Source organism: Nitrosopumilus zosterae, assembly GCF_025998175.1.
Classification (GTDB): Archaea; Thermoproteota; Nitrososphaeria; order Nitrososphaerales; family Nitrosopumilaceae; genus Nitrosopumilus; species Nitrosopumilus zosterae.
In genome coordinates this window covers 1,068,820-1,092,653 of record NZ_AP026695.1, presented here as the reverse complement: position 1 = coordinate 1,092,653, position 23,834 = coordinate 1,068,820, and the positions used below count along the sequence as shown (strand labels likewise).

The following is a 23,834-nucleotide window of genomic DNA, read 5'->3' as shown; positions in this document are numbered from 1 at the left end:
CAAAATTTCAAAATTACCATATCATGAAATCCCTGCTTATAGTGATGTGTGTGGCTGTTTCAGGCCTGTTTGGCACTGCATATGCTCAGCCGCTAGATGACATTAATGCAACCGTACTTGAATATGATGATTCCCTAGCATCAGTACACCTGACATGGAATCACGATGATTCCATATCCCTATATGAGATAGGATGTGTAAGCTGCATTCCTAATTTCTCAGAAAACACCACTTATGATGAAATAGTCTTGTCTAACATTACCTCACTTGGAAATGGCATTGCTATTCTCTACGTTATTGCATATCATGATGATAGTGACATGATTACTGCAAAACAGGTAATGTTGGAGTTATCTTAGCATTTTTCTGAAAAAACCTTTCATCTGTGCGCAAAATCCAAAATTTTACTAATAATTCATCAGTGTTTATTATATGGAAAAACTCAGTCGATTTTTCATGTTCGGTGTGGCAATTCTTGGAATTTGTGTTGTTTTTGCATTCCTCGCAAGTCCAATTTATGCCCAAGAGCCAGTTGAGACAAGCAACCAGACCACATTGTCCGGTGATCTCTCAAACAATCCAGTTGCACAAGACATTCTAAAAAAGATAGAGCAGACAAAAAAATGGATTAGAGACCTAGAACAAAAAGACTATGAAAAACTAGAAGCGCAAAAGGAACTGGAAGCAAAAAGAGCGCAATCTCTCCAAATACTGAATCAGGATCTGGCAGACTGGGAAAAACTGTGGGATTATTATTCATCTTACAACGCATTTGACAGATTTATCGACAAAATTCCTGACTCTCAAGTGCAAGATGTTTTTTGGGATCAGTTTGAATTCAAGGAACAAAAAGTCGAGGCAGGAAGAGATGCCTTCAAACAAGTAATTGCTGATGGCGGCTCCAGACGTGATGCACTTCAGGCATATCTTGCAGCAGCTGAGACCAAACGAATTGAGCTTATTGAAACAAATTCGCAGTTTAATGTGAACCATAACTTGGCATATTATTCACAGCAAATTCTCTTTGATAAAGAAGGGCAGTTCATTGATTCTCCTATTACTGGTGAGCAGCTACGAAAATACTATGAGGATTACAGGACAAACCCTGCATATCTTCAGGCAAATCCAAATGATGTTGTTTCATGGGAGGATCTTGGCAAAACCACTCCTGATACCGAATGCCGGGAGGGTAATGTTGTGGTGTATCGATTTCATGCAGAAGATTATGTCTGCGTGAGTATCTCTACTGCAGAAATGTGGGTGCGACATGGGATGGGTGAGATTACAGGTAATACACAAAATAGGTTTTCACAAGAACCAATCACGCCACTTACAAAATGCAATGACGGATTCAGCGTAATATTTAATCTTGAAACTCGGAAATATTCCTGCGTACCTGATGACACTGCAAAAGAATGGATGGAACAAGGCCTGGCAGAATTTCATAACGTAGATGATTATGTTGCAACCAGCATTGAGAATAAAGACAAATCTGTAAGAGTCGAGGAAGTGAATTTGCAAATACGAGAAATGAAACAAGAGCTTGAGGAAAAACAAATGGAGCTAAAAAAAGAATACGACAAAAAATATGATGATGCCATATCCCAATCAAAAATAGATGAAAAGAATGCAACTGTTGACTATAATCAACGCCCCGGCATGTCCAAAGAGGAATTGAGCATAAAGATTGGCAAGATTAGGGAAAATCTTGAATCGGAAAAAGAATCTATTCTTGAGAAGAAAATTGACGACCTGAAGAACCTTGAGAAAGAATTCAAAGACCGCATGAAAGAGCTTGTTTCTCTTTATGATGATGATCCATATGTAGAGGTCAGATTGAACATGGGTCATACCGGATATGAAGCAGTTTCCAGACAATGACAACTAGAGTTCCAACTAACAGTTATCTAAAACAAACCTGCTAGATTTGGCATGACATTATCTAAATAAAAATACGCGGAGTACTTGTAATGAATATGCAGAAACGGAATGCGGGTGCAATCATATTTTCTATTCTTGTGATTGCAGGATTTTCACTATCCGTGAATTTTTATCAAGAATCAGTTCATCCTTTAGAACTTGCTATATCTCATTTGAAAGAAATCACTGCGTCATCTGATCCTAAAACTATTCGAGAACACATCTCAGCAATGAATTACCATGTTGACAAAATTTGGGATAAATTGCCTGAGAGCAAAAATCCTGTATGGATTTACCCCACAGAGTCGACTAATTTTGCAAGAATTCAATCAGATGTTGATCGTATCGTTGTTAGTCTGGATAAAATTTCTGCTGTTCCTAGAGATAGTTCGGCGTACCATACAGGCATGATGGACATTAAAGAACGAACACGTCACATCCAAGAAAATATTTCTGATGCCATGCCATACATGTATGGAACTTTATCTATGGCATTTTTTAATTCGATTTTATTGGTGGGCCTTATGGGTCTTATTGAAAGAATAACTGGAAAACCGTATTGAACAACTCCACGATGATCTGAACATAAAACTATGCTGATTTTTTATACACAACCACAACCACTGTGATCATGGCGACTCCGATTATCCCAATCAGTGTTATGATGATGCATTGGTTTAGCCAGTCACAATCTTCTTCACCTAGTGTTGGTCGTTTAATTTCTGGTTGTTTAAGATGCATGTGGGTATCGTCAGAAAATTTTACAAATGATTTCGTATAGTTGATTTCTGGATGCCCATAAATTGAAGTTGGCATGAAAAATAGTGACACAACAACCAATACTCCTACCAAAATTTTCAGCATGTTTTGTTTGCAAAATATTGTATTTTAAACACTATTTTCTGTATCAAAACTTCATGGTTTGAATTTCCAACCATCTCAAAATCCCATGATCTCTTCTAGTTCTGTTTGGGGTTTTCTATATGTCCTAGTCTGCTCTTTCTTCTTGATAACTCTAAGGGAAATTCCCAACACTGCAATAAACGGAACCAGCGTAAATGACATGATGTACAAAATGACTGAAAGATACTCCAACAGCATTAATGCTTTGAAGGAATATTGTTTTATTACTTTTGCCATGGTGTGTTCGGATATTTTAAAAAGTACACATGGCGGTTCTCAAAATTTAGACCAGTGACCAAAATCGGTAAAATCGCAGTGCAAACATTCACCTTTTCTCATCTCATGAAATCCTAGCATGCATTTAAGCGGCTTCATGTTTTACCTAGATTTCTTTAAATTTAAAAACTAGGATTAATAACAAATTGGTCTTCATTTTTTAAATCTCCACCATCTTTGATAAGTAAATCCCAACAATACCACAAAGCAACCTAGTGGCAAAATTAAAAATCCATAATTATTATTGTAATAATGCAAAGAAATACCCGATGCCAAGAGTAAAAATCCAATGGCTAAAATTTTGATTCTAGTCTTCATTTTCTATTCCATGCAAGTATATTCTATTTTTTCACCGCAGTATGGACAGTAATTCATTTGGAAAAACGCAATGTTTCCTTCTGTGCTGATATCCTTGAAATGGAATTTTGCCCATTTGACATTCCAAAGTTGGAAATGCTTGTCATGTTCTTTGAGTTGCTTGCAGCACCACCAAGTTCTATGAGTGTCGACTCGAAATTCCGTAAATTTTTCACATGTAGGATCATCAAAGTGTTTGGTGTAGAATACCTTCAATAATGTAATCTAAAATTATGATATTCATAAGTAATTCGAATTATTTGCAGACACAAAATGTTTATTTTTGTTAGTCGGGCCAAAATCTGACCCGACTAGAAGCGCTATGGTCGGTTATACACACTGATGAAATGACTCCTTTCATCGCATCCTGAAATTATGCGGAGTTTGTTTATAATATTCACTAATGATTCATCAGTGTGTGATATATACAAAAAATTAATTTTTTTCGTATGGCGGTTATAGGGTTTGTGATGTTAGCGTTTGTTGCTTTGGTTTTTATCAATACTGCATACGCCCAAATCACCAATGAACAAGTCACCTTGTCAGGAGATTTGCAGAACAATCCCGTAGCTCAGGATATTCTGGATAAAATTGAGAAAAGCAAGAAATGGATTGCAAAACTGCAAGAAAGAAATTTTGAGGTATCTGAAAGACAACGAGAACTAGAAGAAAAAAGGGCAGAAGTGTTGGAACATCTGAACGCGGATTTGAAAGAATGGGAGGATTTGTGGGAGTATTACACGTTTGATAAAATGCTAGAGCGCGCATTAGAAGATAGCCCTGCAAAACATACTGATACCATTTATGACCATCCTCTAAAATTTACTGCATCAAAAATCAATGCAGGACGTGCTGCTTTGGCCCAAGTAATTCAAAACGGTGGAGGTCCTGAAGAGGCACGAGACGCATTTGTAAATGCAGCCCAGATCACTCGGGTAGAGATGGTGGCTGCCAATGCCCTGTTTAATGTTCTAAACGGCAATGCATACTATAACCAACAGATTCTGTTTGAATCAGATGGTCAATTTAATCTGGATTTATCTGGTGAACAGTTGCGTAAATACTATCTTGATTACCGAACAAACCCTGGCTATCTGTTGGCAAATCCAAAAGATACAACATCATGGGAGGATTTGAGTGAAACCAATCCTGATACTGTATGCAGAGACGAGTACATTCTGATATACAGAAATCATGCTGATGACTATGTCTGCGTAACTGAATATACAGCCGAAATGTGGCAGCGTCATGGCATGGGAAATCCAGTACACAAGGAGACATCATCAATTCCTGATGAACTGACTAAAATCAAACTGAATCATGACAGGATTGCAGAAAAAGTCTCTGCCATCAATCTGAAAATCCAAAAAATTCATGACAATCACGAGATTCAAATCCAAAACATGGAGAAAAAATACGACCATATGTTTGTACAAATGGAGCAAGAACAAAAAGACGAAGAGAAACTTGTCCTAAACAAACTAAACTCTGATGAAATAGATGCTGAAAACTTTAGTGTCCAAATTACAGACATTCGTGAAAAATACAAGGCAGTTGAGAAAAACATGATCAAGGAGAAATTTCAGACTCTGGACATACTGGATAAATCCCTGAGGGAAAACCTGGATACTTTGATGTCCAAATACGAGCATGATTCTGAAATCAAGATTGTTTGGAACGATACGCAAGGCACCTATCGTGCAACAATGAATGCGTGAATTAATCTTTAGATTGCACAACCATAACGAAATAAATCATTCAATTCTGATAATGTCGAGTTCTTTGCCTCTGTTGGTTCTTGTGTTACCTCTGGTCTTTGTATTACAGCATGGGCATTTTACCATCTTGTCTTTGAAATAATAATCGCAGTTTCTGCAATAGCATCCACCATTTTGATAAACTAATTTTTTGTGAATCTGCTCGAATTCCTTGCACTTGTTTTTGCATAATGTCATCACAGTTTTATTTTTAGGACTCTCATATATTCATAAACAAAGAATTCATGAGTAATTCTTAAAAGGGATAATTTTTGGTTTTTTATGATGGGTATGGTTGGGATGAATTCTAAAATTCTGTTAGGATTGATCGTGTTTACAGGTTTAATTTTTATTTTTAATCCTGTATATGGGAATCCATTGACAATCCTACTGTTCTATCTCCACCACTAAGCTTGATTTGTTTGTCAAATAATTCTGTAAGAAAATGAAAATTGGGCTTTTGATGATTACAGTATTCCTATCTTTTTCATTTTTTATCTGACTCTATTCAAGAATATTTGAGGAATGTTGATGCTTTCTAAAATATTATTTTTATCATTTAAGTTTAATGTACTTTATCTATTCTGTAAAGATTTTTTGTAAATTTCCTAATCTCTTCCTGATATTCAAATTCTTTTAATTTTTCCTCAATTGCTAAAATAATTTTTTCATGTGCTTTTTTTGGCAAATCATTTAAAATTTGAATTAAATAATCCGGATGATTAAGACACTCAGATGTATCGCAACCAAATTTTTTTCTTAAAAGATCCATAGTTTTTTCAAAAACTTTTATCCCTCCCTCGTCAATCAAACTTTGTTCTATTACAAATGAAATAAGCGCTTTCTTCATCTGGTTTTTGGGCAATTCTTGTTTTTTCTTGCTTCTGTTCTGGGCATCTGATTTAAACATAATCTTACACCACCATTTCTGGTGTAAGATTAATAAATTTAGTGTAAATTATTTTGTATATGGATCGAGTGTTCTACAGTGTATTTTTTAGATTATTTAACTGGGTTAGGACAGATTTGCCTAATTTGTTGACCGAATAACTTGTTCTTGGAGGCTTTCCATCAACGACGATTCTGTCAAGCAATCCCAGATTAGTCAAACCATTAAGAATTATTGTTACTGATGCTTGGCTAGACACGATATTTTTTTTCATGAGGTATTTTTGGAGTTCATTATAATGAACCTGTTTTTTCTCTGTAATGTGCCATAATGTTTCCAAAAATCCTTTTTTTGACAACATCCTTAGAAAGATCATAAAATCCATGTTATCCATAGCGTTTTTCTCCAGTATCTAGGTTAAATTGATTTTTATTTAAACTAATGATATGTTTTGATTTGATCTTTGTTCTTTTCCATTCATTTTCCACCAATACTAGTTAATACTAGTGTGACACTATTAATCATGGTGTATGTTCATTTGGACAAACAAAATGGGGATTCTGCCGCTATGGGAGAAAAACTAGATCAGATCTCCAATCAAATTGGATTAATAAATCAAAAATACGAAAAACTCGACTCTGTCTTGCATCGTAACACATCTTGTTTTTTTGTCTTATTTTGTTCAATAATTGTCGTATTTTTTGTCATCATATTTTCCATCTCTCATTCGAACATTCAACCTTTAGAATCTGGTCATTTCATAACCCAGTCATTAATTGGGGATTCTATAGATACTTGGCTGTCTTGGAAATTATCTGATTCAGAAAGAATTTTTCATGTCCACATAATTAATCATGCAAAAACATCTCAAAAAAACATTGATCTGATTAAAGAATCAATAATGTCTGAGAAAATTATCGAAATAAATGATCTAGATACTCATAAAGGAACATCAAAAAACTCATCCAAGTTCTATAAGGGATGGCAAGGTGTATTAAATGAATTTGATTCTTTAGAATTACGATACAACATACCAATCAGGTTACATGTTCATGAATCAACTAGTGATGATGGAGATATTCTGATCCTTTTAGTAGATGAAAAAAATTCTGAGGGGTATTCAGGATATACACGTTCTATTATTGATGAGGACAAGAACCAGATATTAAAATCAAGAATCACTATTTACGAATCTAGCAAATTAGACGGAAATAGGTTAGCAGCCATCACACGTCATGAGATGGGGCATGCATTAGGATTGCAGCATTCAACAGATCCTGATGACCTTATGTATTATAAAATCACAACAACAAACCCATTTATTTCTGAATGTGATGTTTCTGCTCTAAAATCTTTGTATGGTGGAGAAACAATGTCTAAATTTCTATGTGAAAAATAATCACACCAAATCTTATGTTATACACCATAAACAAAAGTGTTATATGCTTATGATGTTATACTCATATGATTGATTAATGATAAAATGAGTGTTACTTATGGTATTATCATATATAAAATAAAATATTCAATCATTTATGATCAGTCTGATCTAACACCGCCTTTTAAGCCAAAAATTCCTTTAACGGATAATGTGGTACTTTTGAATTTTACAAGAGGTGAACAATTTTGATATCAGTAAAAAAATCATTCATAAATTATGCCGTTGAGCAAACACTTGTAGACATTGGTGGTGAACCAATGATGATGTTGGTTTCAGAAAAATTGCATTCAAAATATGATTGTAATTTAGAAAACAGTTACAAAACCCCCCGATACATCAATGATGTTTTAATAGATCTGTATGGAAAGTCATCCCATAATATAATTGACAAAATAACCGAAACACTAGATGAATTTTCTCACACTCAAGAAATTGAAAAATTTTTACTTCAATTAAATGAATTTTGATTAATTGACTAAGTTTTAAACTAAATTCTGACTCTGTTTTGAATTCCTGTATATGATAACTACCATGCTCCCACCGTTCTGTAATAAACTATAATTTCAATAATTGTCGAATCTGTAAGTTTGTCAAGTGACCATAATTTGAATAACTGTTTAATTGAGGGTGCTAAGTCCAATGTCGGAATATCTTTTTTCTCTCCAACATCAATTTTTATGATATTTTTGTTTAGCATGTAGTTCATTGCATTTTTAAATTCGTTATCCGTTATCAAGTTCTCAATCCAATAGGTGACCAGAGATGTTTGAAACCAATTTGGAAATACGCTAAATTCCGAATGTGTTGTTTCTGGAAGTAAGCTTCCGGCATATCCTTGACTAGAACTAGGAGCACCAGATGATGATCTTTTTCCTCCTCCTCCACTGCTTCCACCAGAACTTCCAGAACTGCTTGTAGATGCAGTAGGTGTAGAAGATGATGCTGGAATTGTAGAAAGTTCTGTGAATTCTGTAAAGTGAAAAGTGACAATTTTTGTATTAATTCCATTGCTAATCGAGCACTCGCCATTTATTGGAGGATCAACAGGATTTTCGTATGTGCCCACACAGGTAGAGATCAAGTTCCAAATATCAGAACCAGGGGTCTTGAAAGCTGTCTGACCAGTAACTCCCTCTAATAGAATAGTGATTGCTTTATCAAATACTAAAATGACATCAACCGAACCAACACTAATTGAAGTTACTGGGGTTTGAAATCCTGCTGGAGTTGTTCCAGATGTAGATGTTTGTTTAGGTGGAATGATCTTACCATTCCATGAATTAGGGGCCTTCACTTTGGTCTGATCTGGAATTGTGACTGTTGCTGAAGTCAAAGATTTATTTTTAATCGTAAGATGACCTCCGTCTGAACTATTGAATTTTACCTCCTTTGTTAGTTCTACCTGAATGCCACCTATTGTTTTAGTTTCTGTTCCAAAAGTCTTAACATTAGGGGAAACATCAAGGGTTTCATCAGATTCAAGATCTGCTGTATTATTTTCTATTGCTGTATCTCCTGGAGGTAAAACAGTAACGGTTGCGGTAAGTAAAGTGATAAGAAAAAAAGAAAATGGTGTCAAACCTAATTACAGGTTGAACCAAATGCAAATGTTGATTCTAGTGCTCCGGAATATGGAAGATTTTCTAGGGTTCCATCACCAGAAGCTTGTAAATACAACCTAACAGATTCCTCAGGATCTGTGTTTGTTGTTAAAACAAACACTTGGCTATCAACTCCTGTTGCTGCTTTTCCGGTAGTATAATCTGTTCCAGCATTTGTGGTTCCGTCAGTTGTAATTGCATATTTTATTGCTTCAGCTTGCATATGAACTACTCCACTAGCTTCTGCACCATCAAAAGATCCGTCTGTTGGGAATACCGTTGTTCCAGTATTAGATACAGATTCTGTTAATGTTACAGCATTTCCAGCAGTTCCCAAAGCATCAACACTAAGTAATATTACGTTAGTGCTTGTTGGAACCGTTGCTGTAATTGCTGCATCTTCTGAATTAATTACTGAAGCTAAAGATGTAGCTGCTGCTGCATCTGTTCCAGTAACATCAAATTCTCCTGCATCTAATGGAAGTGTTGTTTCTGCAGTATAGGTATTTGAATTAACTTCAACTGTTTCTCCGTCTGTAACACCAACTAGAGTGATTGATCCAGTTGCTGAAGTACCAACACCAGTCCAATCGGTGGCCTGAAGTTCAAGAGTTCCTGTGACTGTTCCAGTCATTGGAATAGTTGTTAGAACTTCTGTACTGTCTACCCCAATTGCGATTGTCCCAAGATTAATATCTGAAGGAGTTGTGAATCCACATTCTGCTGTAATAGTTGCATCCCCATCTGCGCCTGCATTTTGAGATGTCATTGGCCAGGCCAACATGATGGCAGCAAATGCAAATACAAATAGTATGGATTTTGTTTTATGAGTCATTAGGATTTGTCCTACTCACTTTTAAATAAACTTTCATATTTACTAGTGTTACACCATAAATACAAGTGTATAATTGTATTAACAAAAGCATAAAAATGAAAAATTTCCTCATTGAATAAAAAACTAAATAGAAAAGTGCTGAAAAATTTATTGCGTATTGCCTACTTCTTAAGGCGTTTATTAATTGTAAATCCTACTACTGCTGGTGCTACAATATACATTCCCAAATTTAGTGTAATTACTGAAATTCCAAGTCCAAGTACTTCGATTTCAGAACCATCTTCAGCTAACATCATTATAGTTAGTGTTGAAATCATCGGAGTGATGAATGCTCTAACTGCCTCTTGGAAAACAGGGTTTTCTCTCTCCAAATCAGCAATTGTTGGTGAGAATGAATAGTATAGCGTGTTAAATCCAGTCATGAACGCTGCGCCAAATGATGTACTCATGACAGTGTTGTCTCTAATCTCTCTGAGGAATTGAACTTGTGGAGCCATCTCAGTTCCATATGCCGCTGTAGCTATAAGACAACCTCCACCATTTACCATTTCGTTTTTATCCACAATTGTATCTATTACTGGTTCAGGATCCATTTTGGGTTCTGGCTCATATCTAGAATTATCGTCTTGAACAACTGGATTTTCTATTGTCGTTGTTTGTGAAGTATCTTTTTGTGTATTGGCTTGGTTAAATGCTTGTATTCTGGCCAATTTTTCCTCAATAGTTTCTGCTTTTTCAATTACTTCTGGCGACTTTGCTTTTTCCAATGCTGGGTCAGATTCAGGCTTTTCTAAATTCTCAATTACTGGTGGATTGTAAACTGGATTTTCTCCAATTCTAATTATGGGTACAGTTTTCATTACAACATTGACTTTGGCAACAGAAGCACCATCGACTGATTCTTCTGAATCTGGATCTTGCGATCTTTGTAGAACGTGTAGCACTGGCCTATATTCTACATTATCTTCATAATCTGCTGGAATGCTCGCTAAAATTTCAAAACTCTTTCTTTCTTTAACATCTAAATGTCCGAATTGTTCAAAAACTAGTAATTCAGAACCAGGACCAGTTGCATAAAATTCTATATCTATTGGGTATGGATCTGTATTTCTTACAGACCAATAAAGCAATAAAGTATCCCCCACTTCAATATCATAGATTAATTTATCTGCAGAAACAGAAATTGCATCTGCAAACTGTAAATTCTCAGTTAATGATACTGTGAAAATAATGACTATGACAGTCCCTAAAATTACGGCGTATGATTCTTGGGATTTATCTGACAAGAAAAATCCCTCCATAATTATTGTTTCCAATATTTTCATTTGTGATGTTAATCTTGATGAATCTATTTGGATGCATAATTACCAACAAAACTATATATTCACACTATTAAATGTAGTTATACACCATATTTAATAATGTATTTATCTCTGTATTGTTGCATGTAAAATAATCCTCGAAAATTAATTTAATCATGCCATAAATGAATACACTTGTAATAATATTGTTACACCAATATATTAAATAATACTAGACCCTTTATAATACATGCATGATAACTCCACAATTCTAACAAATATCCTCAATCTAGATCAAATCAACACAATCAAGGAATTAAAAAAAATTATTGATTTACAGGCTAAAGAAATGATCAAGCAGAAGAAAATGGTGCAGATAGGTGAAATTGCATCTAGGTTGTCTCATGATTTAAGAAATCCTCTTTCAGTCATCATGGTATCTGTTGAAAATTTAGCTATGCTGTATGGAACTGACAATCAAAAACAAAAACACTATGACAGAATATGTCATTCTATAGATAGAATTGTCAATCAAGTTAACAATGTGTTGAATTATGTCAAAGATCAGCCTACAGTTTTATCTAAAACAAAAACATCTAGAATTATTTTAGACTCTATGGATTCTATTCTCATTCCCAATAATGTTAAAATTAATATCTCAAAAAATGACTATGATGTTGTTTGCGACAGAGAACAATTATCAATTGTCATTAACAATCTTGTTGTCAATGCTATTCAGGCTGTGGGGGTAAAAGGCAGTATCGATATCAGGGTTGGAAAAGAAAGGAATTGGATTGTTTTTGAAATTGAAGACTCAGGCAATGGAATTTCTGAAGAGAATCTGCCCTATATTTTTAAGCCGTTATTCACCACAAAAAAAACTGGTACTGGTTTTGGTTTAGTAAGTGTGAAGTCTGTTGTTGAATCACACGGAGGTGAAATCACAGTATCAAACTCACCTACAATATTTAAAGTAAAAATACCTAAAACACCGCCTGGCAATTTTTCATCCAACTATGATTAGAATGTGGCCCATGACAATATCTTGTCTGTCAAAATTTCAATATACTGCAGCAATGATGCACACTCAACAGATAGTATTCAGTCATCCTTCTCTGCTTTGGCACTAAGGATATTCTTATGATGGCAAAAAAAGTTACAATCTCATTTGATGAGGATGTAATAAAAAAACTCAGAATTTTACAGGCAAAGACGATAAAGAATTTTTCTGGACACGTTAGTTTTTCTCAAATTGTCAATGAGAATTTGAGAAAATCCCTAAAATAACTAGATTTTTCATTTTTGTTATGCAATTTCTATCATCCAAAAGTCAAACACATTGAATTTGTCTGGACTATATGATTTAGAAAAAATATTCTAGCTCATAGCGAATTTGAATTTAAAATCAAATTTTTCTGCCATTTCAATGCATATTTTTCATTGTTTTGTGACTCAAACCATCCATTCTTAAAAAATCAAAGATTTTCACAGTTCTAGACTTTCTTGACATACGTCCCAAAACAATGCGGATTATTCCAGATGGTTTCTGTTTGATTTAATGTAATATCTCATAAACCACTTTAGAAAATGAATTTCATCTCTTTTAATCTGAGATTTCTCTAATGCCTTAAAGTATGTGTGTCTGTCATTGTTTTTAATCTGCATAAACGGGCATCTGTGGATAAACAGGATGTAGTTCATAATCAATCTTGAGATTCTTCCATTTCCATCTCCAAATGGATGGATGGATACAAAGTAATAATGAGCAAGTGCTGCAAGTTCGACAAAGTTTGTTGTTTTACTTTTGTTTAGCCATTTGAAAAATGCATCCAGTCTTTCTGGAATTTTGTGTGCTGGGGCAAACTCTATCTTGTCATTTGTAATTACGCCTACACGATATGTTCTGATGCTCCCTGCCTCGCCGATTTTTGTCTGATCAAAAATTTCTTTGTGCCAACCCATCACAGTCTTCTTTGTAATTTTTGTATTCTTTGATGTTACAAGCTTCATAAACAGATCATAGTGTTTTTTTGTCTCTATGCTGTCAATCTGGGATTTTTTGGTAGGTGTTACTCCGTGTACCAGCAAGTCCCTAGTGTCTGCCTCAGTTAGACTTGAACCCTCCATTCTCTGTGTGTTGTATGTAAACGATATTCCAAAACTCTCAAAGTCTTTTTGTTTTATTGACGGAGGTTTGCTTTTTGTTTCTTTTTGATAATTTTTTGCTATTGCACTTATCTGCATATCCCATTGCTCATGATAAAATTTCAGCAGAAACTCTTTTTTTATTTCCTCGATGTTTTTTGGAATTCTCAATCCCAGATACTTTTCTTTCTGCTTGTTCCCAGTGGTGTGCTTTAGGGAATAGTATCTTTTTCCATTTTTCCTCCTTGAAACGACAGAAACCACTGTTTTGATATCCACTGTAATTTAATAAATATTGTTAATTTTATGAAAAAACAGTGGGTAATTAGTCGTGATTTATAAAAACCCATTAACCTATCATAATGCTTCTGGTAGTGTCAACTTTTGGCAAATTTGATCTTTGCATGTATGATTGTTTGGTTTGATTGAGGCATTGATGTTTCTGCCTTGTTTTTAGAATACGAAGCATTCCATACTGTGGTGTCTGATTTTCCCATGTGCGCAATTGCGTTATCTTTGTTTAAAAAAGCAAAAGTCGGCAGCATCATGTTTTCGTCCAAGAAACATACTACAAAAACTTCTTCAAATTTCTCATTTTGATAATCCATTAATGGAACATTTATTCCTGGCATAGATATTGACGGTTTTTTACCTTGAACTAGTTCATTGCTTAGAACATCATCCACGATTGCTTCTCTGGTTTCAGGATTAAAGAATATGAAATACATGAGAAAAATAAAAAATGTTATTATAAAAACATGACAAAATAAACTATGCAGACTAGTTTGAGCATGTTAGAACATGAAATCCCAAGTTTGAATTTGTAGGATTTGTACAAAGCTTAGAATACTTTATGAAGTGCTTATATTGAAATCATCATATGCATATTGAAAAACTAGGTAAGGTTGGCATAGGAGTCGGTATTGCAGTAGGTATTATGATGTTATTCATGCTTGGAATGTCTATACCAGACCAAGTCGGCAGATTCATTCAAGATTATGATGTATCGAGATTTGAAGAAAACCCATCAGAACTGCAAACCGTCAACGCAGAGTTTCTGATGGAAAAGTTTTCTCAAACAGAAGATTATGCTATTTTTGTACAACGCAATCCAGAATATGTTGAAGATCTGGAATTATACCGTGATGGAGGACATTTGCGTTTGACTGCATTTAACACCACTACCAATAATGTATTAGAACTACGTCTAAGTTGGGATAATGATGATTTCATAAAAATGGACAAGGATGCATATTGTCGAATAGGAAATAGTTTGGATCGTGCAGAGATCACTGCAAGAGAATCTGCTGTATCACATTTTCTTAAAACAACTGATTGTGTAAATTAACAATGAACACCAATTTTTTGATAATCATTGTACTTGGGATTTCTGCATCTTCAAGTTTTTTTGCATCTGATGTGTACGCCTCTATCTATTTTGACAAAGACGTATACACTTGGACTGATAAAATCAACATAAGAGTCACAGAACATGGGGTGGATTCTGAAGGCACTCAAGTAAAGATATACACATCAAACCACGAACTAAACTACAGTCTGGCAAAGGCTGGAAATGGATTGTTTACTGGAGAGATAATCCTTACTGGTTTTTCTCATGATGTTACAGGGGATGGAGAACCAGACACTAATCCTAAGACAGTTGGCAACGGCCCTAACAATGGCTTTCTTGAGAGTGACAGGGATGATGACTTTACGCTTTCCATAAAATTTGCAGACGGAGGTGAGATTAGAAAAACTGCAAAAATCAACTGGAATGTAGCCACTATTGATTTTGATAGATTGTTTAATGACTCTGGGGAACGCATCTACATCAAAGTACATGATGTTGATATGAATCTTAATCCTGAATCCCGAGACAAGATTTCCATACAAGTATTTTCTGATTCTGATAAAGCAGGACTGGTAATTGATGCAAGAGAGTTGTCTGATGATCCTGGAACCTTTGTAACTATTTTTTCAGTTTCATCACAACATGATTCGAAGGGAAATCGTTTGTTTGCACTCCCTAGTGATATGATTTATGTGCAATACGATGACCATACCCTTCCAAAACCATATGGCATTGATGATGATTTGACAGTACTAGTAGAACTACCCCCATTTCCACTTGAGCAAATAGACGACAAAAAAATAGAGTGGAGTCAGGGAAATTACAAAACAAAAAATGGTACAAGCTCTGCTAAAATTATTGTAACTGATCCTGAACAAAATAAATTTGCAGATAGTATCGATACTGTAAAAGCAAGAATTTTTTCTGATAGTTCCATAGAAGGAATAACCATTGAACTTTATGAAACAAACAAAGATTCAGGGATTTTTGAGCGTACATTTGCATTTAGCGATAAGCGTTCTGCCCCAAACATCTTGTATGGAAGATATGGCGATACATTGACTGCACTGTATGATCCTGTACAGTCTTTTGACTCTGAAGGAGTTTTTATGGCTGCAACTGCGTGGTTGGGATCCACTGGTCCCCCACTTGAAAGGGCACCTATATCTCATCCAAGAATTATGGATTCTTTTGGAAATTTTATTGATTCTCCTGCAGTAGGGCAACAAATTCAGATAACATCTGATATTGCAAACGAAAGTGATAGAGAGCAAAAATTCACATATCTTGTAATGATCCAAGATGGTACTGGTATTACCGTATCATTGGCATGGATTGATGGGATTTTGAACCCTGAATCTTCTTTTAGCCCCTCTGCTTCTTGGATTCCTCAAAAAGAAGGTCACTATGTGGCAACGATGTTTGTCTGGGAAAGTGTAGACAATCCTACTGCGTTATCGCCTCCTATACAAATTGAGTTTACAGTGATATCCGAAAAAGAACAAAAGGCAAAACAATACGACGATGGAGATTATATGGAGATGTTCATGTTTGTAATCCCACAAGGTGAGTTTGGACAATTCACAGAATTTGATTTGAGAACATTACATTATTACAAAATAAACCATCAAGATGTGGACTCTCTTCCCAGACTTGGCATGTTGGTAAATATGACTGCTGATTTTCCTTTGGAGCCTTTATCTGAATTGTCACTAAGAATAAATGATGATCAAATAACACAATACCGTCAGTTTTTTGAGCAAAAATGCAGGGAGCAAAGACCTTATGCCACAAATGACGTATGTATGAATGCAGATTTTGCCTTTGAGCATGAAGAGAAATGGTACTATGTTTACCCAAAACTTGCACCACATGGTAATGCAATAGAAGACCGCAAACCCAGTTGGGATCCAGAATATTTCACGAGACATGAAAACTAGATACAAAATAACATCTGGTATTGTAATATTTTTTGTATCTGTGATAATTGTGAATATGTTTGGGACAACTTGTATTCTTACAGGTGGAGATATTTCAAAAAATTGGTTTGGTTCTGTTAATGGATGTGGCCCTTTGTTAACATATACAATTCATCAATATTTTGGAATTTTCTGGTGATAAGAAAAATGAAAACTAGAATCAAAATCATATTTATTTTAGTTATTGTTGTTGGTCTTTTGTTGGCAGCAAATTTTACCGTATATGAAGAGGGAGATTTTGATTCGTTGCAAGACGAGGTAGTGATAGTATGCGATATTAACTGGTTACAGAAACCCATTAATTGCAAACCTGTATTTCCTGAAGGATTTGATTTTAATGCCGGAACCGGTTTCATTACTAGCGAATCAAATTGGCCATAGAGAATATTGCTGGGATTAGAAAATGAAAACAATATTTTTTATAATTGCAGTAATTGTGATTCTGTTTGGTTTTAACAACGTCTATGGTTTACCAGAGTATGAATATAACATTGGAAATCTTGAATGGATAGATAGATGTCATCTTACTGGAAGTAGTTCTTATGTCATAATGGTTACAGATGACGATATGAATACCAATCCAGGAAAAATAGATAGATTTGATATTGAGGTTTGGTCTGATTCTGAAAACAGAGTAATTAACGTTCCAGTTATTGAAACAAACAATGATGCTGGAATATTTGAAGGAACAGTATTTTTTAGAACAACTGATGATGTTTTGGGCCACAGAGTACAAGCATTTACAGGCGACACTGTATTTGCAAAGTACATTGACCATACAGTACTGAATGATAGTGGGAAAACCGAAATAATTGCTACCTTTACCATGTCAGAATTATCTGTTCTTGAATGGAGAGGTGGAATTCATCCGTGGAAACTAGTCTACGATCCATGTACTATGGAACATCTTGAAAAAAACAAAGATAGACTAGACCAGTTTAATATCGTTTATCCTGCTCCGTTAAAACAAATTAAATCCGGTTTACATTCATTTGAAGTAAAATGCAAAGATTCTCTTGAATTGATTTTTAGATATCATGACAGTTCTCCTGCATGCGTAAAACCTGAATCTGCTACAAAACTAATTGCAAGAACCGGTTGGATGGAAAATCTTACTGCTTTTGTTTACCCAACATCAACACATGTATTTCACATTGTTCCTTGTGAATACAGTATTATTTATCACATCTAAGTGCGAATGTCTTTATTGCTGCAGTTCTCAAAGACCAAGGATTCTTCTAACCATCAAATGTTATCCAGTTGACAGCTGGTTTGACTGCAGGCCTGTACTGTACAACATCACCTTCAATTATTCTGAATTCTGTATAAGGTGTTTCTCTCCCTTCTAACGCCTTTAGCTTGTACAGTTCGCCTGTTATCATGTCATATTCCATTGTGATGCGGGTGAATTGATCACAGATTTTGCCATAAGCTCGACAAAGTTTTTGTGCAAGTGATCCCTCGATTGTTCTTTCTTCCATCTGGTGTAACAAGTCTCTTGCGTTGTATGCTTTCTCTTTTGTCTCAAATTGACAACCAATCCTGTCACCTGTTGAGTATATGCCTCCTGTTTCATTGCACCATGTCTTGTAATTGCCAAGGGGATCACTATCGTACTCATAAGTGTAATTTGGTCTATGTCCGTCGATTTCAAAATATGCAGTGGCAAGGTTTTGATCATAAAACGCCTTCAATTGGTATTTTCCGTTTTCCCAGATAGATGAATCAGTACTGATCATGTGTTCAAACATACCATCAGAGCTGGGAGTAACTTGTGCAATTTCCTTTAGCATATCTCCATCATCAAGTATCTGGAGAGTAATGGCATGGTTGTATTCAGACAGTGGCATTCCCTTTGAGTTCATTATTTTCCCCCAAATGTTGATGGTTTCACCGTTTGTATAGTGATTATATTTTGTGTCTGCCACTATGCGGATATCGTCTTCAACTGGAATGCTTTTTTGATCAGAAGGTGTTGATAGTAACAAAAATGCAATTATGCTGACTCCAAATAATCCCACAACAGTGGTAATCACAGTTGTATTTTTTCCGACCATTTTTCAATTTTTCTGGCTTTGCCTTTTAAGCATGTCGTATGATTCATACTATATGATTTGAGTAAAAACAACACTTTAGAATTCACGAGTACTTCTTAAAAGGGATAATTTTTGGATTTTTATGATGGGTATGATTGGTTTTTTGGTTTGGAGAGGAAAATGAAAATTAGACTTTTGATAATTATTGATCGACGATCTTAACATTACGAGCCTAATCCTTTAGAAAACTACTGGGTTATCTTTCTAGCTCTTTGATTTTTGCTGCTGTAATTTCAGCTGCTTTCTTTCCAGAGTATAGCATCGAACCAAACGTTGGTCCCATTCTTGCTAGTCCATGTGTTTCTGTAACTGACATTCCCGCTGCAACTAATCCTGGATAAACTTCCCCCGTTTTGTGAACTACGTGCTCTTCTCCATCGTTGACATGCATTGGCTCCATTCCTTTCCATTTTGCTAGTCCTCTATCTACGAGTCTTTTCACTGCAACTGAATCATGTCCTGATGCATCGATGATTATTTTTGCTTCTAATGCAACTGGATCTACACAAGTAATATTTCGTGGCAATGCTGAAACTGGCATCCAATTCACAACAATTCCTGTCACTCTGCCATTTTTCAATACTAAATCATCAAACTTTGTGAGTTGAAGGAATTTTACTCCTGCATCACATGCTGCAGCAATTAATTTTGATACTGCGTGTGGTCCTGGGGTTAAGTATAGCCCATCTGCAACTTTTTTGTATGGTATTCCTAATTCATCCCAAAACTTTTGTGCTGGTTCTCTGACTGTTACTGGATTCATCATATAGCCTCCTAACCAATAACCTCCTCCTAGATAGTTATTTTGCTCAATTACAAGAACTTTGAAGCCCATGTTTGAAAGTTCCCTGCTTGCTGTTAACCCTGCTGGACCAGCTCCAATAATTATCACATCTGAATCTGCTCTGTCAATTAACACGTCATGAAATTCATTTGCTATTGCACGTGTGATTTCAACCTCACGTACATCTGTAAAAATTTTATTTGATTGCTCTGCAACTGTTGCCTCTTGCATATCGTGGTTTCGTTTTCTTAACAATTAATACTTTCCCACATTTTTAGAAATTAGGTAAAACTAATCAAATTAATTTGAATATCTTTAAAGCCGGAAAATTATGTGTCTCATTAAAAATTTCTCTCCTAAAACATCCCTATGTCAAAAATTTATAACCAAACTAAAAGGAATTTCTTTGATTGACAACACCTGATCTTAAACAAGCTCCCGCTGATTCTGTAAAGCCTAAAATCAATTGGGCTAGAATCGAAGAAGCTGATAATTTTGCTAAAACTGTAAAACTATTCCGTCAAGGAAAATATGATGAAGATAGTTTTAGAAGATTTAGGCTTCAACATGGTGCATATGGAACCAGAATGACCAGTGACTATGCAATGGTTAGGATCAAACTTCCTGCTGGAGAAATCTATCCGCACCAATTTGAAAAAATATCTCAACTCAGTGAACAATATTCCATTGGAAGTGCGCATTTTTCTACTAGAGAAAATATTCAATTACATTGGGTAATACTTGAAGATGTATCTGAAATCTTTAGAGGTCTTGCTGAAGTAGGCCTGACTTCTAGAGAGGCATGTGGAAATTCAGTACGTAATGTAATGTGTAGCCCGTTATCTGGTGTTTGTCCTGATGAAGAATTTGATTCAACGCCTTACGCACTTGCAACTGCACGATTCTTCTTAAGAAATCCTATGGCCCAAAACCTTCCACGTAAATTCAAATTCAATTTTACATGTTGTGAGAAACATGGAATGGTACGAATGGTTGATGTTGGTCTTATTCCACAAATTAGAGAGATTGATGGTTCTTCTCAAAGAGGCTTCAAAATTTTCCTTGGTGGTGGATTGGGCAATAAATCTTATGTTGGACATCAATTAGAAGAATTTACTTCCGACGAGGATTTGCTTTACACTTCAATTGCAGTAATGAGGATATTTGATAGATTAGGTGATAGAAAAAATCTTGCAAGAAATAGAATGAGATATCTTGTAAATGATATGGGTTGGGAGAAATTCCAAAACCTTGTATTCAAAGAAAGAGCAATTGTAAGGGCTACACAATCAATTGTGACGCAACTTGATGTTGACATTACTCCTGATGAAATAAAAAGACCAATCAGAATTTCCGATGAAAGTGGTGGAACAACTCCTGATGGTTATGCACGATGGCTTAAAACAAATACTGTAAAACAAAAACAGTCTGACTATCGTTCTGTGTTTATCACTCTTGAAGCTGGTGATATCACTGCAAATCAATTACGTGCATTAAGTGATCTCATTCGTGACTTTTCGTCTGAAGGTAAGGCTCGTTGTGGATTTGTGCAAAATGTTGCATTACGCTATGTATTGGAGGATGATTTGCCACGATTGTACTCTAAACTACTTGAAGTGGGGTTGGCAAAATCTGGTGCATTGACCATGACTGCTCCTATAGGCTGTTCTGGAACCACTTCCTGTAATTTGGCATTAACAAACTCTCATAGACTTGCAAAAGAAATCCAAAGAAAATTCCTAGAATTGAAGCTAGATGAAGATGATGATCTAAATGATTCTTCTATTAAGATAAGTGGCTGTCCAAATTCATGTGGCCAGCATGGAATTGCAACCATTGGTTTCTTTGGAGGGGGAGCACGTGTTGGCAAAGATATGTATCCGAATTACCAGATGTCATTAGGCGGTCGTTCAGATGGTGATACTATGCTCGGTGAAATATGTCTCAGAATTCCTGCAAAACGAGTAATCCCTATCATTTTGAAAATAATTGAACTCTTCAAAGAAAAGAAAAAACCTGGTGACACTTTAAAATCATGGATTCATAGAGTTGTAAATGGAAATGAGGATTCTGATATAAAATCAATAAACGACATCAAAAAAGTTTTGGAACCATTAATCATCCCTCCTACGAAAGACGATGATCCTGATTTCTATCTTGATTATGGTAGTGATACTAGCTATCATACAAAAACTGGAAAGGGTGAATGTGCTGCTTGACAGAATCAGGTAAAATTACTACTGATATTGATTCTTTACGTTCTGAAATAAGAGACAAAAGTGTTCGAGTCATCGATGTTAGACGAGAAGGTGATTACAAACAAGATCATATTCCAACAGCTGTTAACTTGCCACTGTCCAATCTTTTGTCCGATGATAGTCCTGAACGTGTTTTAAAACTTGTAAACTCTATGGGCATTGACGATGAAACTCCAGTTGTAGTGTATGATGACACATTCGGTGCATTAGCATCTCGTGTTGCATGGACATTGGAATATCTTGGACATTCTGATGTTACCTTACTTGAAACCACCTATAGTCATTGGAAATCACTTGGTTTGGAAAATGATTCACAAACTCCTGAAATTCAAAATAAGGAACATTCTATGCATTTGCGACCTGAAATTTTGGCAACTTCTGATTATCTGGAAAGTGTAAAAACACGAGATGATGTGATCCTAATTGATAATAGGGAGAGATTGAATTTTCTTGAACAGCATATTCCTGGAGCTATTAGCCTTCCGTACAGAACCCTTGCTAGCAATGATAAAATTTTACGCTCAAAAGATGACATGAAAAGGCTACTGGATAATCGTGGAATAACTGGTGATTCTGAAATCATCACTTATTGTGGAAGTGTAGGTACTCTTTCTGGACTGGCGTATTATGCCTTAAAATCTGCAGGACTTGGTAATGCAAAACTATATGTTCGCTCATTTAAGGAATGGAAAAGTCTTCAGAAACCCACTGAAAAACAAGAAGATGCAAGTTATTGGGATTTGTCTGCTGAATAGCTAATTTCGTTTCTGAGTTTCTTAGTAATTGTTGCTTCAATATTTCCAAATAATACTAACATCTTTTCTTTATTTTCAATTAGATATTCTTCGCCTCTATCCTTTAGTCTGATCTTCCATAATCTGATTTCCCTATGTTCGTCAAAGAAATTCTCTATCATCTGTTCGCCTGATTTTGCAGGATCTATGAACGTGTCAAAAATTTCAATTGTCTTCTCTAAATCTTCTTCTTCTATTGATTCTCTAACTGATTGAATTGCTTGACTTAATTCTTTCAAATTCTTTACTGGTTTTGGTAATGTTTTTCTTGTAATCCCGAACAATCCTTTCTTTTCTTTTCCCAATTTTTCTGCAACGTTTGGTGCAAGATCATAAATTGGAATTCTACTAAGACCGTCACGTTTTTCATTCTTTACAATTAATCCTTTTTCTAATAATTTTCTTAATGCCGTTTCTGCATCTGCTTTGTCTAGAAACGTTGTCCATACAATTGAACCTAATGTGTGGTATCCTTGTCTGACCGATTCTAAAACTACGACTTCTTGAATTCTTTTGAATCCTTCTTCGATTCTGACATTGGAGAAATCTTTGTCTCTAATTGATCTCCTTGCATTCTTTACATCGATTTCAATTGAACGTTTCAAAGCTTCCAATGACTCTGGTACTTGATTTAGCAATGATAAGAAACAGGCTTTGTTATACCAAGCCATTGCATATGTTGGATCCGTCTCAATTGCTTTATCAACTGAATCTAGTGCTTTTGAAAAATTTTTCTGTTCATAATGAACCAATCCTTTTAGATTCCAAGCTTCTGGATTTGTAACATCCACATCGAGGATTTTATCATATATTTTCAGTGCTTCTCCATAGTCTTCTAGATGGAATCTTGCATATCCCAATTTCATCAAAGTTTCTATATTGTTTGGTTCAATTCGTAATGCTTGTTCAAATACTACTATGGCATCTTCTAATTTCTCATCTGCCATCAAATTAATTCCTTTTTTGAATAGTTTCTTACGATTATAGTCTGAGTCAACTAGGCTTGTCTCTTCCACTTTCTCCTTTTTTACATTGGATTCGTCAATTTCCTTTGATTTTCGCCCGAAAGGTTTCTTCACTAGCTCAAATTGGCATTTTATCTAGATAAATACCATCCTTAATTGAGCCTAATCCTGTTTTTGTGTAT

The 23,834-nt window shown here is 35.3% G+C and carries 29 protein-coding genes; 15 read left to right on the top strand and 14 right to left on the bottom strand.

Annotated elements, in window-relative coordinates; translation table 11 throughout:
- Positions 1 to 23 precede the first annotated feature (23 nt).
- The 3 genes from OO712_RS06675 to OO712_RS06665 all read left to right on the top strand — a co-directional run bounded on the left by OO712_RS06675 (position 24) and on the right by OO712_RS06665 (position 2,483).
- Positions 24 to 359: a hypothetical protein gene (locus tag OO712_RS06675; protein WP_109876075.1), complete on the top strand. Its 336-nt coding sequence runs from the start codon at positions 24 to 26 to the stop codon at positions 357 to 359.
- Between the two features lie 73 nt (positions 360 to 432).
- On the top strand, positions 433 to 1,881 hold the full coding sequence (locus OO712_RS06670; protein ID WP_225866798.1) for a transcription initiation factor TFIID subunit 7 family protein: 1,449 nt from the start codon (positions 433 to 435) through the stop codon (positions 1,879 to 1,881).
- A gap of 89 nt (positions 1,882 to 1,970) precedes the next feature.
- Entirely contained in the window at positions 1,971 to 2,483 is a 513-nt protein-coding gene (locus OO712_RS06665; protein WP_146195964.1) for a hypothetical protein, read from the top strand.
- Positions 2,484 to 2,511: 28 nt separating this feature from the next.
- On the opposite strand, the gene OO712_RS06660 is transcribed toward OO712_RS06665, so the two are convergent.
- The 3 genes from OO712_RS06660 to OO712_RS06650 form a co-directional block, all read right to left on the bottom strand.
- Complete coding sequence (locus OO712_RS06660) at positions 2,512 to 2,784, bottom strand: hypothetical protein (protein WP_109876072.1); 273 nt, start codon at positions 2,782 to 2,784, stop codon at positions 2,512 to 2,514.
- 75 nt (positions 2,785 to 2,859) lie between these two features.
- Entirely contained in the window at positions 2,860 to 3,060 is a 201-nt protein-coding gene (locus OO712_RS06655; protein WP_109876071.1) for a hypothetical protein, read from the bottom strand.
- A 360-nt stretch (positions 3,061 to 3,420) separates the two neighbouring features.
- Positions 3,421 to 3,672: a hypothetical protein gene (locus OO712_RS06650; RefSeq protein ID WP_109876070.1), complete on the bottom strand. Its 252-nt coding sequence runs from the start codon at positions 3,670 to 3,672 to the stop codon at positions 3,421 to 3,423.
- 233 nt (positions 3,673 to 3,905) lie between these two features.
- Between OO712_RS06650 and OO712_RS06645 the strand changes: the two genes are divergently transcribed.
- Positions 3,906 to 5,174: a WING-49 domain-containing protein gene (locus tag OO712_RS06645; RefSeq protein WP_109876069.1), complete on the top strand. Its 1,269-nt coding sequence runs from the start codon at positions 3,906 to 3,908 to the stop codon at positions 5,172 to 5,174.
- 103 nt (positions 5,175 to 5,277) lie between these two features.
- Here the strand turns inward: OO712_RS06645 and OO712_RS06640 are convergent, their stop codons facing one another.
- The 3 genes from OO712_RS06640 to OO712_RS06630 form a co-directional block, all read right to left on the bottom strand.
- Positions 5,278 to 5,403 (bottom strand): hypothetical protein, encoded by a 126-nt coding sequence (locus OO712_RS06640; RefSeq protein WP_263970045.1) that lies wholly within the window; start codon positions 5,401 to 5,403, stop codon positions 5,278 to 5,280.
- 375 nt (positions 5,404 to 5,778) lie between these two features.
- Positions 5,779 to 6,123: a hypothetical protein gene (locus OO712_RS06635; RefSeq protein ID WP_109876068.1), complete on the bottom strand. Its 345-nt coding sequence runs from the start codon at positions 6,121 to 6,123 to the stop codon at positions 5,779 to 5,781.
- A gap of 73 nt (positions 6,124 to 6,196) precedes the next feature.
- Positions 6,197 to 6,496: a winged helix-turn-helix transcriptional regulator gene (locus tag OO712_RS06630; RefSeq protein WP_109876067.1), complete on the bottom strand. Its 300-nt coding sequence runs from the start codon at positions 6,494 to 6,496 to the stop codon at positions 6,197 to 6,199.
- Between the two features lie 144 nt (positions 6,497 to 6,640).
- Here OO712_RS06630 and OO712_RS06625 point away from each other — a divergent pair, with 144 nt between their 5' ends.
- Together OO712_RS06625 and OO712_RS06620 are read left to right on the top strand one after the other, a co-directional pair.
- On the top strand, positions 6,641 to 7,501 hold the full coding sequence (locus tag OO712_RS06625) for a matrixin family metalloprotease (protein WP_160049185.1): 861 nt from the start codon (positions 6,641 to 6,643) through the stop codon (positions 7,499 to 7,501).
- Between the two features lie 227 nt (positions 7,502 to 7,728).
- Positions 7,729 to 8,010: a hypothetical protein gene (locus tag OO712_RS06620; RefSeq protein ID WP_109876065.1), complete on the top strand. Its 282-nt coding sequence runs from the start codon at positions 7,729 to 7,731 to the stop codon at positions 8,008 to 8,010.
- Between the two features lie 59 nt (positions 8,011 to 8,069).
- Here OO712_RS06620 and OO712_RS06615 read toward each other — a convergent pair whose 3' ends face one another.
- From OO712_RS06615 to OO712_RS06605, 3 genes are all read right to left on the bottom strand, one after another.
- Positions 8,070 to 9,122, bottom strand: coding sequence for a hypothetical protein (locus OO712_RS06615; protein ID WP_109876064.1), 1,053 nt, complete (start codon positions 9,120 to 9,122; stop codon positions 8,070 to 8,072).
- A 2-nt stretch (positions 9,123 to 9,124) separates the two neighbouring features.
- The gene (locus OO712_RS06610; RefSeq protein WP_109876063.1) at positions 9,125 to 9,979 is read right to left on the bottom strand and encodes a hypothetical protein; all 855 of its coding nucleotides are present in this window, start codon (positions 9,977 to 9,979) and stop codon (positions 9,125 to 9,127) included.
- Positions 9,980 to 10,140: 161 nt separating this feature from the next.
- Positions 10,141 to 11,265: a CFI-box-CTERM domain-containing protein gene (locus tag OO712_RS06605; RefSeq protein ID WP_264953648.1), complete on the bottom strand. Its 1,125-nt coding sequence runs from the start codon at positions 11,263 to 11,265 to the stop codon at positions 10,141 to 10,143.
- A gap of 265 nt (positions 11,266 to 11,530) precedes the next feature.
- Here OO712_RS06605 and OO712_RS06600 point away from each other — a divergent pair, with 265 nt between their 5' ends.
- Positions 11,531 to 12,304, top strand: a complete 774-nt coding sequence (locus tag OO712_RS06600; protein ID WP_109876062.1) for a sensor histidine kinase — start codon at positions 11,531 to 11,533, stop codon at positions 12,302 to 12,304.
- 116 nt (positions 12,305 to 12,420) lie between these two features.
- Positions 12,421 to 12,567, top strand: coding sequence for a hypothetical protein (locus tag OO712_RS06595; protein ID WP_160049184.1), 147 nt, complete (start codon positions 12,421 to 12,423; stop codon positions 12,565 to 12,567).
- Between the two features lie 243 nt (positions 12,568 to 12,810).
- On the opposite strand, the gene OO712_RS06590 is transcribed toward OO712_RS06595, so the two are convergent.
- A complete protein-coding gene (locus tag OO712_RS06590) occupies positions 12,811 to 13,689 on the bottom strand; it encodes a Fic family protein (protein ID WP_109876061.1) in 879 nt (292 codons plus the stop codon).
- Between the two features lie 113 nt (positions 13,690 to 13,802).
- On the bottom strand, positions 13,803 to 14,153 hold the full coding sequence (locus OO712_RS06585; RefSeq protein WP_146195962.1) for a hypothetical protein: 351 nt from the start codon (positions 14,151 to 14,153) through the stop codon (positions 13,803 to 13,805).
- A 152-nt stretch (positions 14,154 to 14,305) separates the two neighbouring features.
- Here OO712_RS06585 and OO712_RS06580 point away from each other — a divergent pair, with 152 nt between their 5' ends.
- From OO712_RS06580 to OO712_RS06560, 5 genes are read left to right on the top strand one after another with little or no spacing between them, the layout of a single operon-like run.
- Positions 14,306 to 14,773, top strand: a complete 468-nt coding sequence (locus OO712_RS06580; protein WP_109876059.1) for a hypothetical protein — start codon at positions 14,306 to 14,308, stop codon at positions 14,771 to 14,773.
- A gap of 2 nt (positions 14,774 to 14,775) precedes the next feature.
- Positions 14,776 to 16,716: a hypothetical protein gene (locus tag OO712_RS06575; RefSeq protein ID WP_146195961.1), complete on the top strand. Its 1,941-nt coding sequence runs from the start codon at positions 14,776 to 14,778 to the stop codon at positions 16,714 to 16,716.
- Complete coding sequence (locus tag OO712_RS06570; protein ID WP_109876057.1) at positions 16,706 to 16,894, top strand: hypothetical protein; 189 nt, start codon at positions 16,706 to 16,708, stop codon at positions 16,892 to 16,894. The genes OO712_RS06575 and OO712_RS06570 overlap by 11 nt, the downstream gene beginning before the upstream one ends.
- 8 nt (positions 16,895 to 16,902) lie before the next feature.
- Positions 16,903 to 17,136 (top strand): hypothetical protein, encoded by a 234-nt coding sequence (locus tag OO712_RS06565; protein WP_146195960.1) that lies wholly within the window; start codon positions 16,903 to 16,905, stop codon positions 17,134 to 17,136.
- 22 nt (positions 17,137 to 17,158) lie between these two features.
- The gene (locus tag OO712_RS06560; protein ID WP_109876055.1) at positions 17,159 to 17,947 is read left to right on the top strand and encodes a WING-49 domain-containing protein; all 789 of its coding nucleotides are present in this window, start codon (positions 17,159 to 17,161) and stop codon (positions 17,945 to 17,947) included.
- Positions 17,948 to 17,993: 46 nt separating this feature from the next.
- Here OO712_RS06560 and OO712_RS06555 read toward each other — a convergent pair whose 3' ends face one another.
- Together OO712_RS06555 and OO712_RS06550 are read right to left on the bottom strand one after the other, a co-directional pair.
- Positions 17,994 to 18,812, bottom strand: a complete 819-nt coding sequence (locus OO712_RS06555) for a hypothetical protein (protein WP_109876054.1) — start codon at positions 18,810 to 18,812, stop codon at positions 17,994 to 17,996.
- 235 nt (positions 18,813 to 19,047) lie between these two features.
- Positions 19,048 to 19,866, bottom strand: coding sequence for a sulfide-dependent adenosine diphosphate thiazole synthase (locus OO712_RS06550; RefSeq protein WP_109876053.1), 819 nt, complete (start codon positions 19,864 to 19,866; stop codon positions 19,048 to 19,050).
- A gap of 179 nt (positions 19,867 to 20,045) precedes the next feature.
- Here OO712_RS06550 and OO712_RS06545 point away from each other — a divergent pair, with 179 nt between their 5' ends.
- Both OO712_RS06545 and OO712_RS06540 read left to right on the top strand, forming a co-directional pair.
- Positions 20,046 to 21,854 carry a nitrite/sulfite reductase gene (locus OO712_RS06545; protein ID WP_109876052.1) on the top strand — a complete coding sequence of 603 codons (1,809 nt, stop codon included), beginning with the start codon at positions 20,046 to 20,048 and terminating at the stop codon, positions 21,852 to 21,854.
- Entirely contained in the window at positions 21,851 to 22,648 is a 798-nt protein-coding gene (locus OO712_RS06540; RefSeq protein ID WP_109876051.1) for a sulfurtransferase, read from the top strand. The genes OO712_RS06545 and OO712_RS06540 overlap by 4 nt, the downstream gene beginning before the upstream one ends.
- Here the strand turns inward: OO712_RS06540 and OO712_RS06535 are convergent.
- Positions 22,624 to 23,766 (bottom strand): tetratricopeptide repeat protein, encoded by a 1,143-nt coding sequence (locus tag OO712_RS06535; protein WP_109876050.1) that lies wholly within the window; start codon positions 23,764 to 23,766, stop codon positions 22,624 to 22,626. The two genes, OO712_RS06540 and OO712_RS06535, sit on opposite strands and share 25 nt — an antisense overlap.
- Positions 23,767 to 23,834: the final 68 nt, after the last annotated feature.

Coding starts and splice junctions, on each gene's coding strand:
- OO712_RS06675 (WP_109876075.1), top strand. CDS start 24: ATGAAATCCCTGCTTATAGTGATGTGTGTGGCTGTTTCAGGCCTGTTT.
- OO712_RS06670 (WP_225866798.1), top strand. CDS start 433: ATGGAAAAACTCAGTCGATTTTTCATGTTCGGTGTGGCAATTCTTGGA.
- OO712_RS06665 (WP_146195964.1), top strand. CDS start 1,971: ATGAATATGCAGAAACGGAATGCGGGTGCAATCATATTTTCTATTCTT.
- OO712_RS06660 (WP_109876072.1), bottom strand. CDS start 2,784: ATGCTGAAAATTTTGGTAGGAGTATTGGTTGTTGTGTCACTATTTTTC.
- OO712_RS06655 (WP_109876071.1), bottom strand. CDS start 3,060: ATGGCAAAAGTAATAAAACAATATTCCTTCAAAGCATTAATGCTGTTG.
- OO712_RS06645 (WP_109876069.1), top strand. CDS start 3,906: ATGGCGGTTATAGGGTTTGTGATGTTAGCGTTTGTTGCTTTGGTTTTT.
- OO712_RS06640 (WP_263970045.1), bottom strand. CDS start 5,403: ATGCAAAAACAAGTGCAAGGAATTCGAGCAGATTCACAAAAAATTAGT.
- OO712_RS06635 (WP_109876068.1), bottom strand. CDS start 6,123: ATGTTTAAATCAGATGCCCAGAACAGAAGCAAGAAAAAACAAGAATTG.
- OO712_RS06630 (WP_109876067.1), bottom strand. CDS start 6,496: ATGGATAACATGGATTTTATGATCTTTCTAAGGATGTTGTCAAAAAAA.
- OO712_RS06610 (WP_109876063.1), bottom strand. CDS start 9,979: ATGACTCATAAAACAAAATCCATACTATTTGTATTTGCATTTGCTGCC.
- OO712_RS06600 (WP_109876062.1), top strand. CDS start 11,531: ATGCATGATAACTCCACAATTCTAACAAATATCCTCAATCTAGATCAA.
- OO712_RS06595 (WP_160049184.1), top strand. CDS start 12,421: ATGATGGCAAAAAAAGTTACAATCTCATTTGATGAGGATGTAATAAAA.
- OO712_RS06585 (WP_146195962.1), bottom strand. CDS start 14,153: ATGTATTTCATATTCTTTAATCCTGAAACCAGAGAAGCAATCGTGGAT.
- OO712_RS06580 (WP_109876059.1), top strand. CDS start 14,306: ATGCATATTGAAAAACTAGGTAAGGTTGGCATAGGAGTCGGTATTGCA.
- OO712_RS06575 (WP_146195961.1), top strand. CDS start 14,776: ATGAACACCAATTTTTTGATAATCATTGTACTTGGGATTTCTGCATCT.
- OO712_RS06570 (WP_109876057.1), top strand. CDS start 16,706: ATGAAAACTAGATACAAAATAACATCTGGTATTGTAATATTTTTTGTA.
- OO712_RS06565 (WP_146195960.1), top strand. CDS start 16,903: ATGAAAACTAGAATCAAAATCATATTTATTTTAGTTATTGTTGTTGGT.
- OO712_RS06560 (WP_109876055.1), top strand. CDS start 17,159: ATGAAAACAATATTTTTTATAATTGCAGTAATTGTGATTCTGTTTGGT.
- OO712_RS06555 (WP_109876054.1), bottom strand. CDS start 18,812: ATGGTCGGAAAAAATACAACTGTGATTACCACTGTTGTGGGATTATTT.
- OO712_RS06550 (WP_109876053.1), bottom strand. CDS start 19,866: ATGCAAGAGGCAACAGTTGCAGAGCAATCAAATAAAATTTTTACAGAT.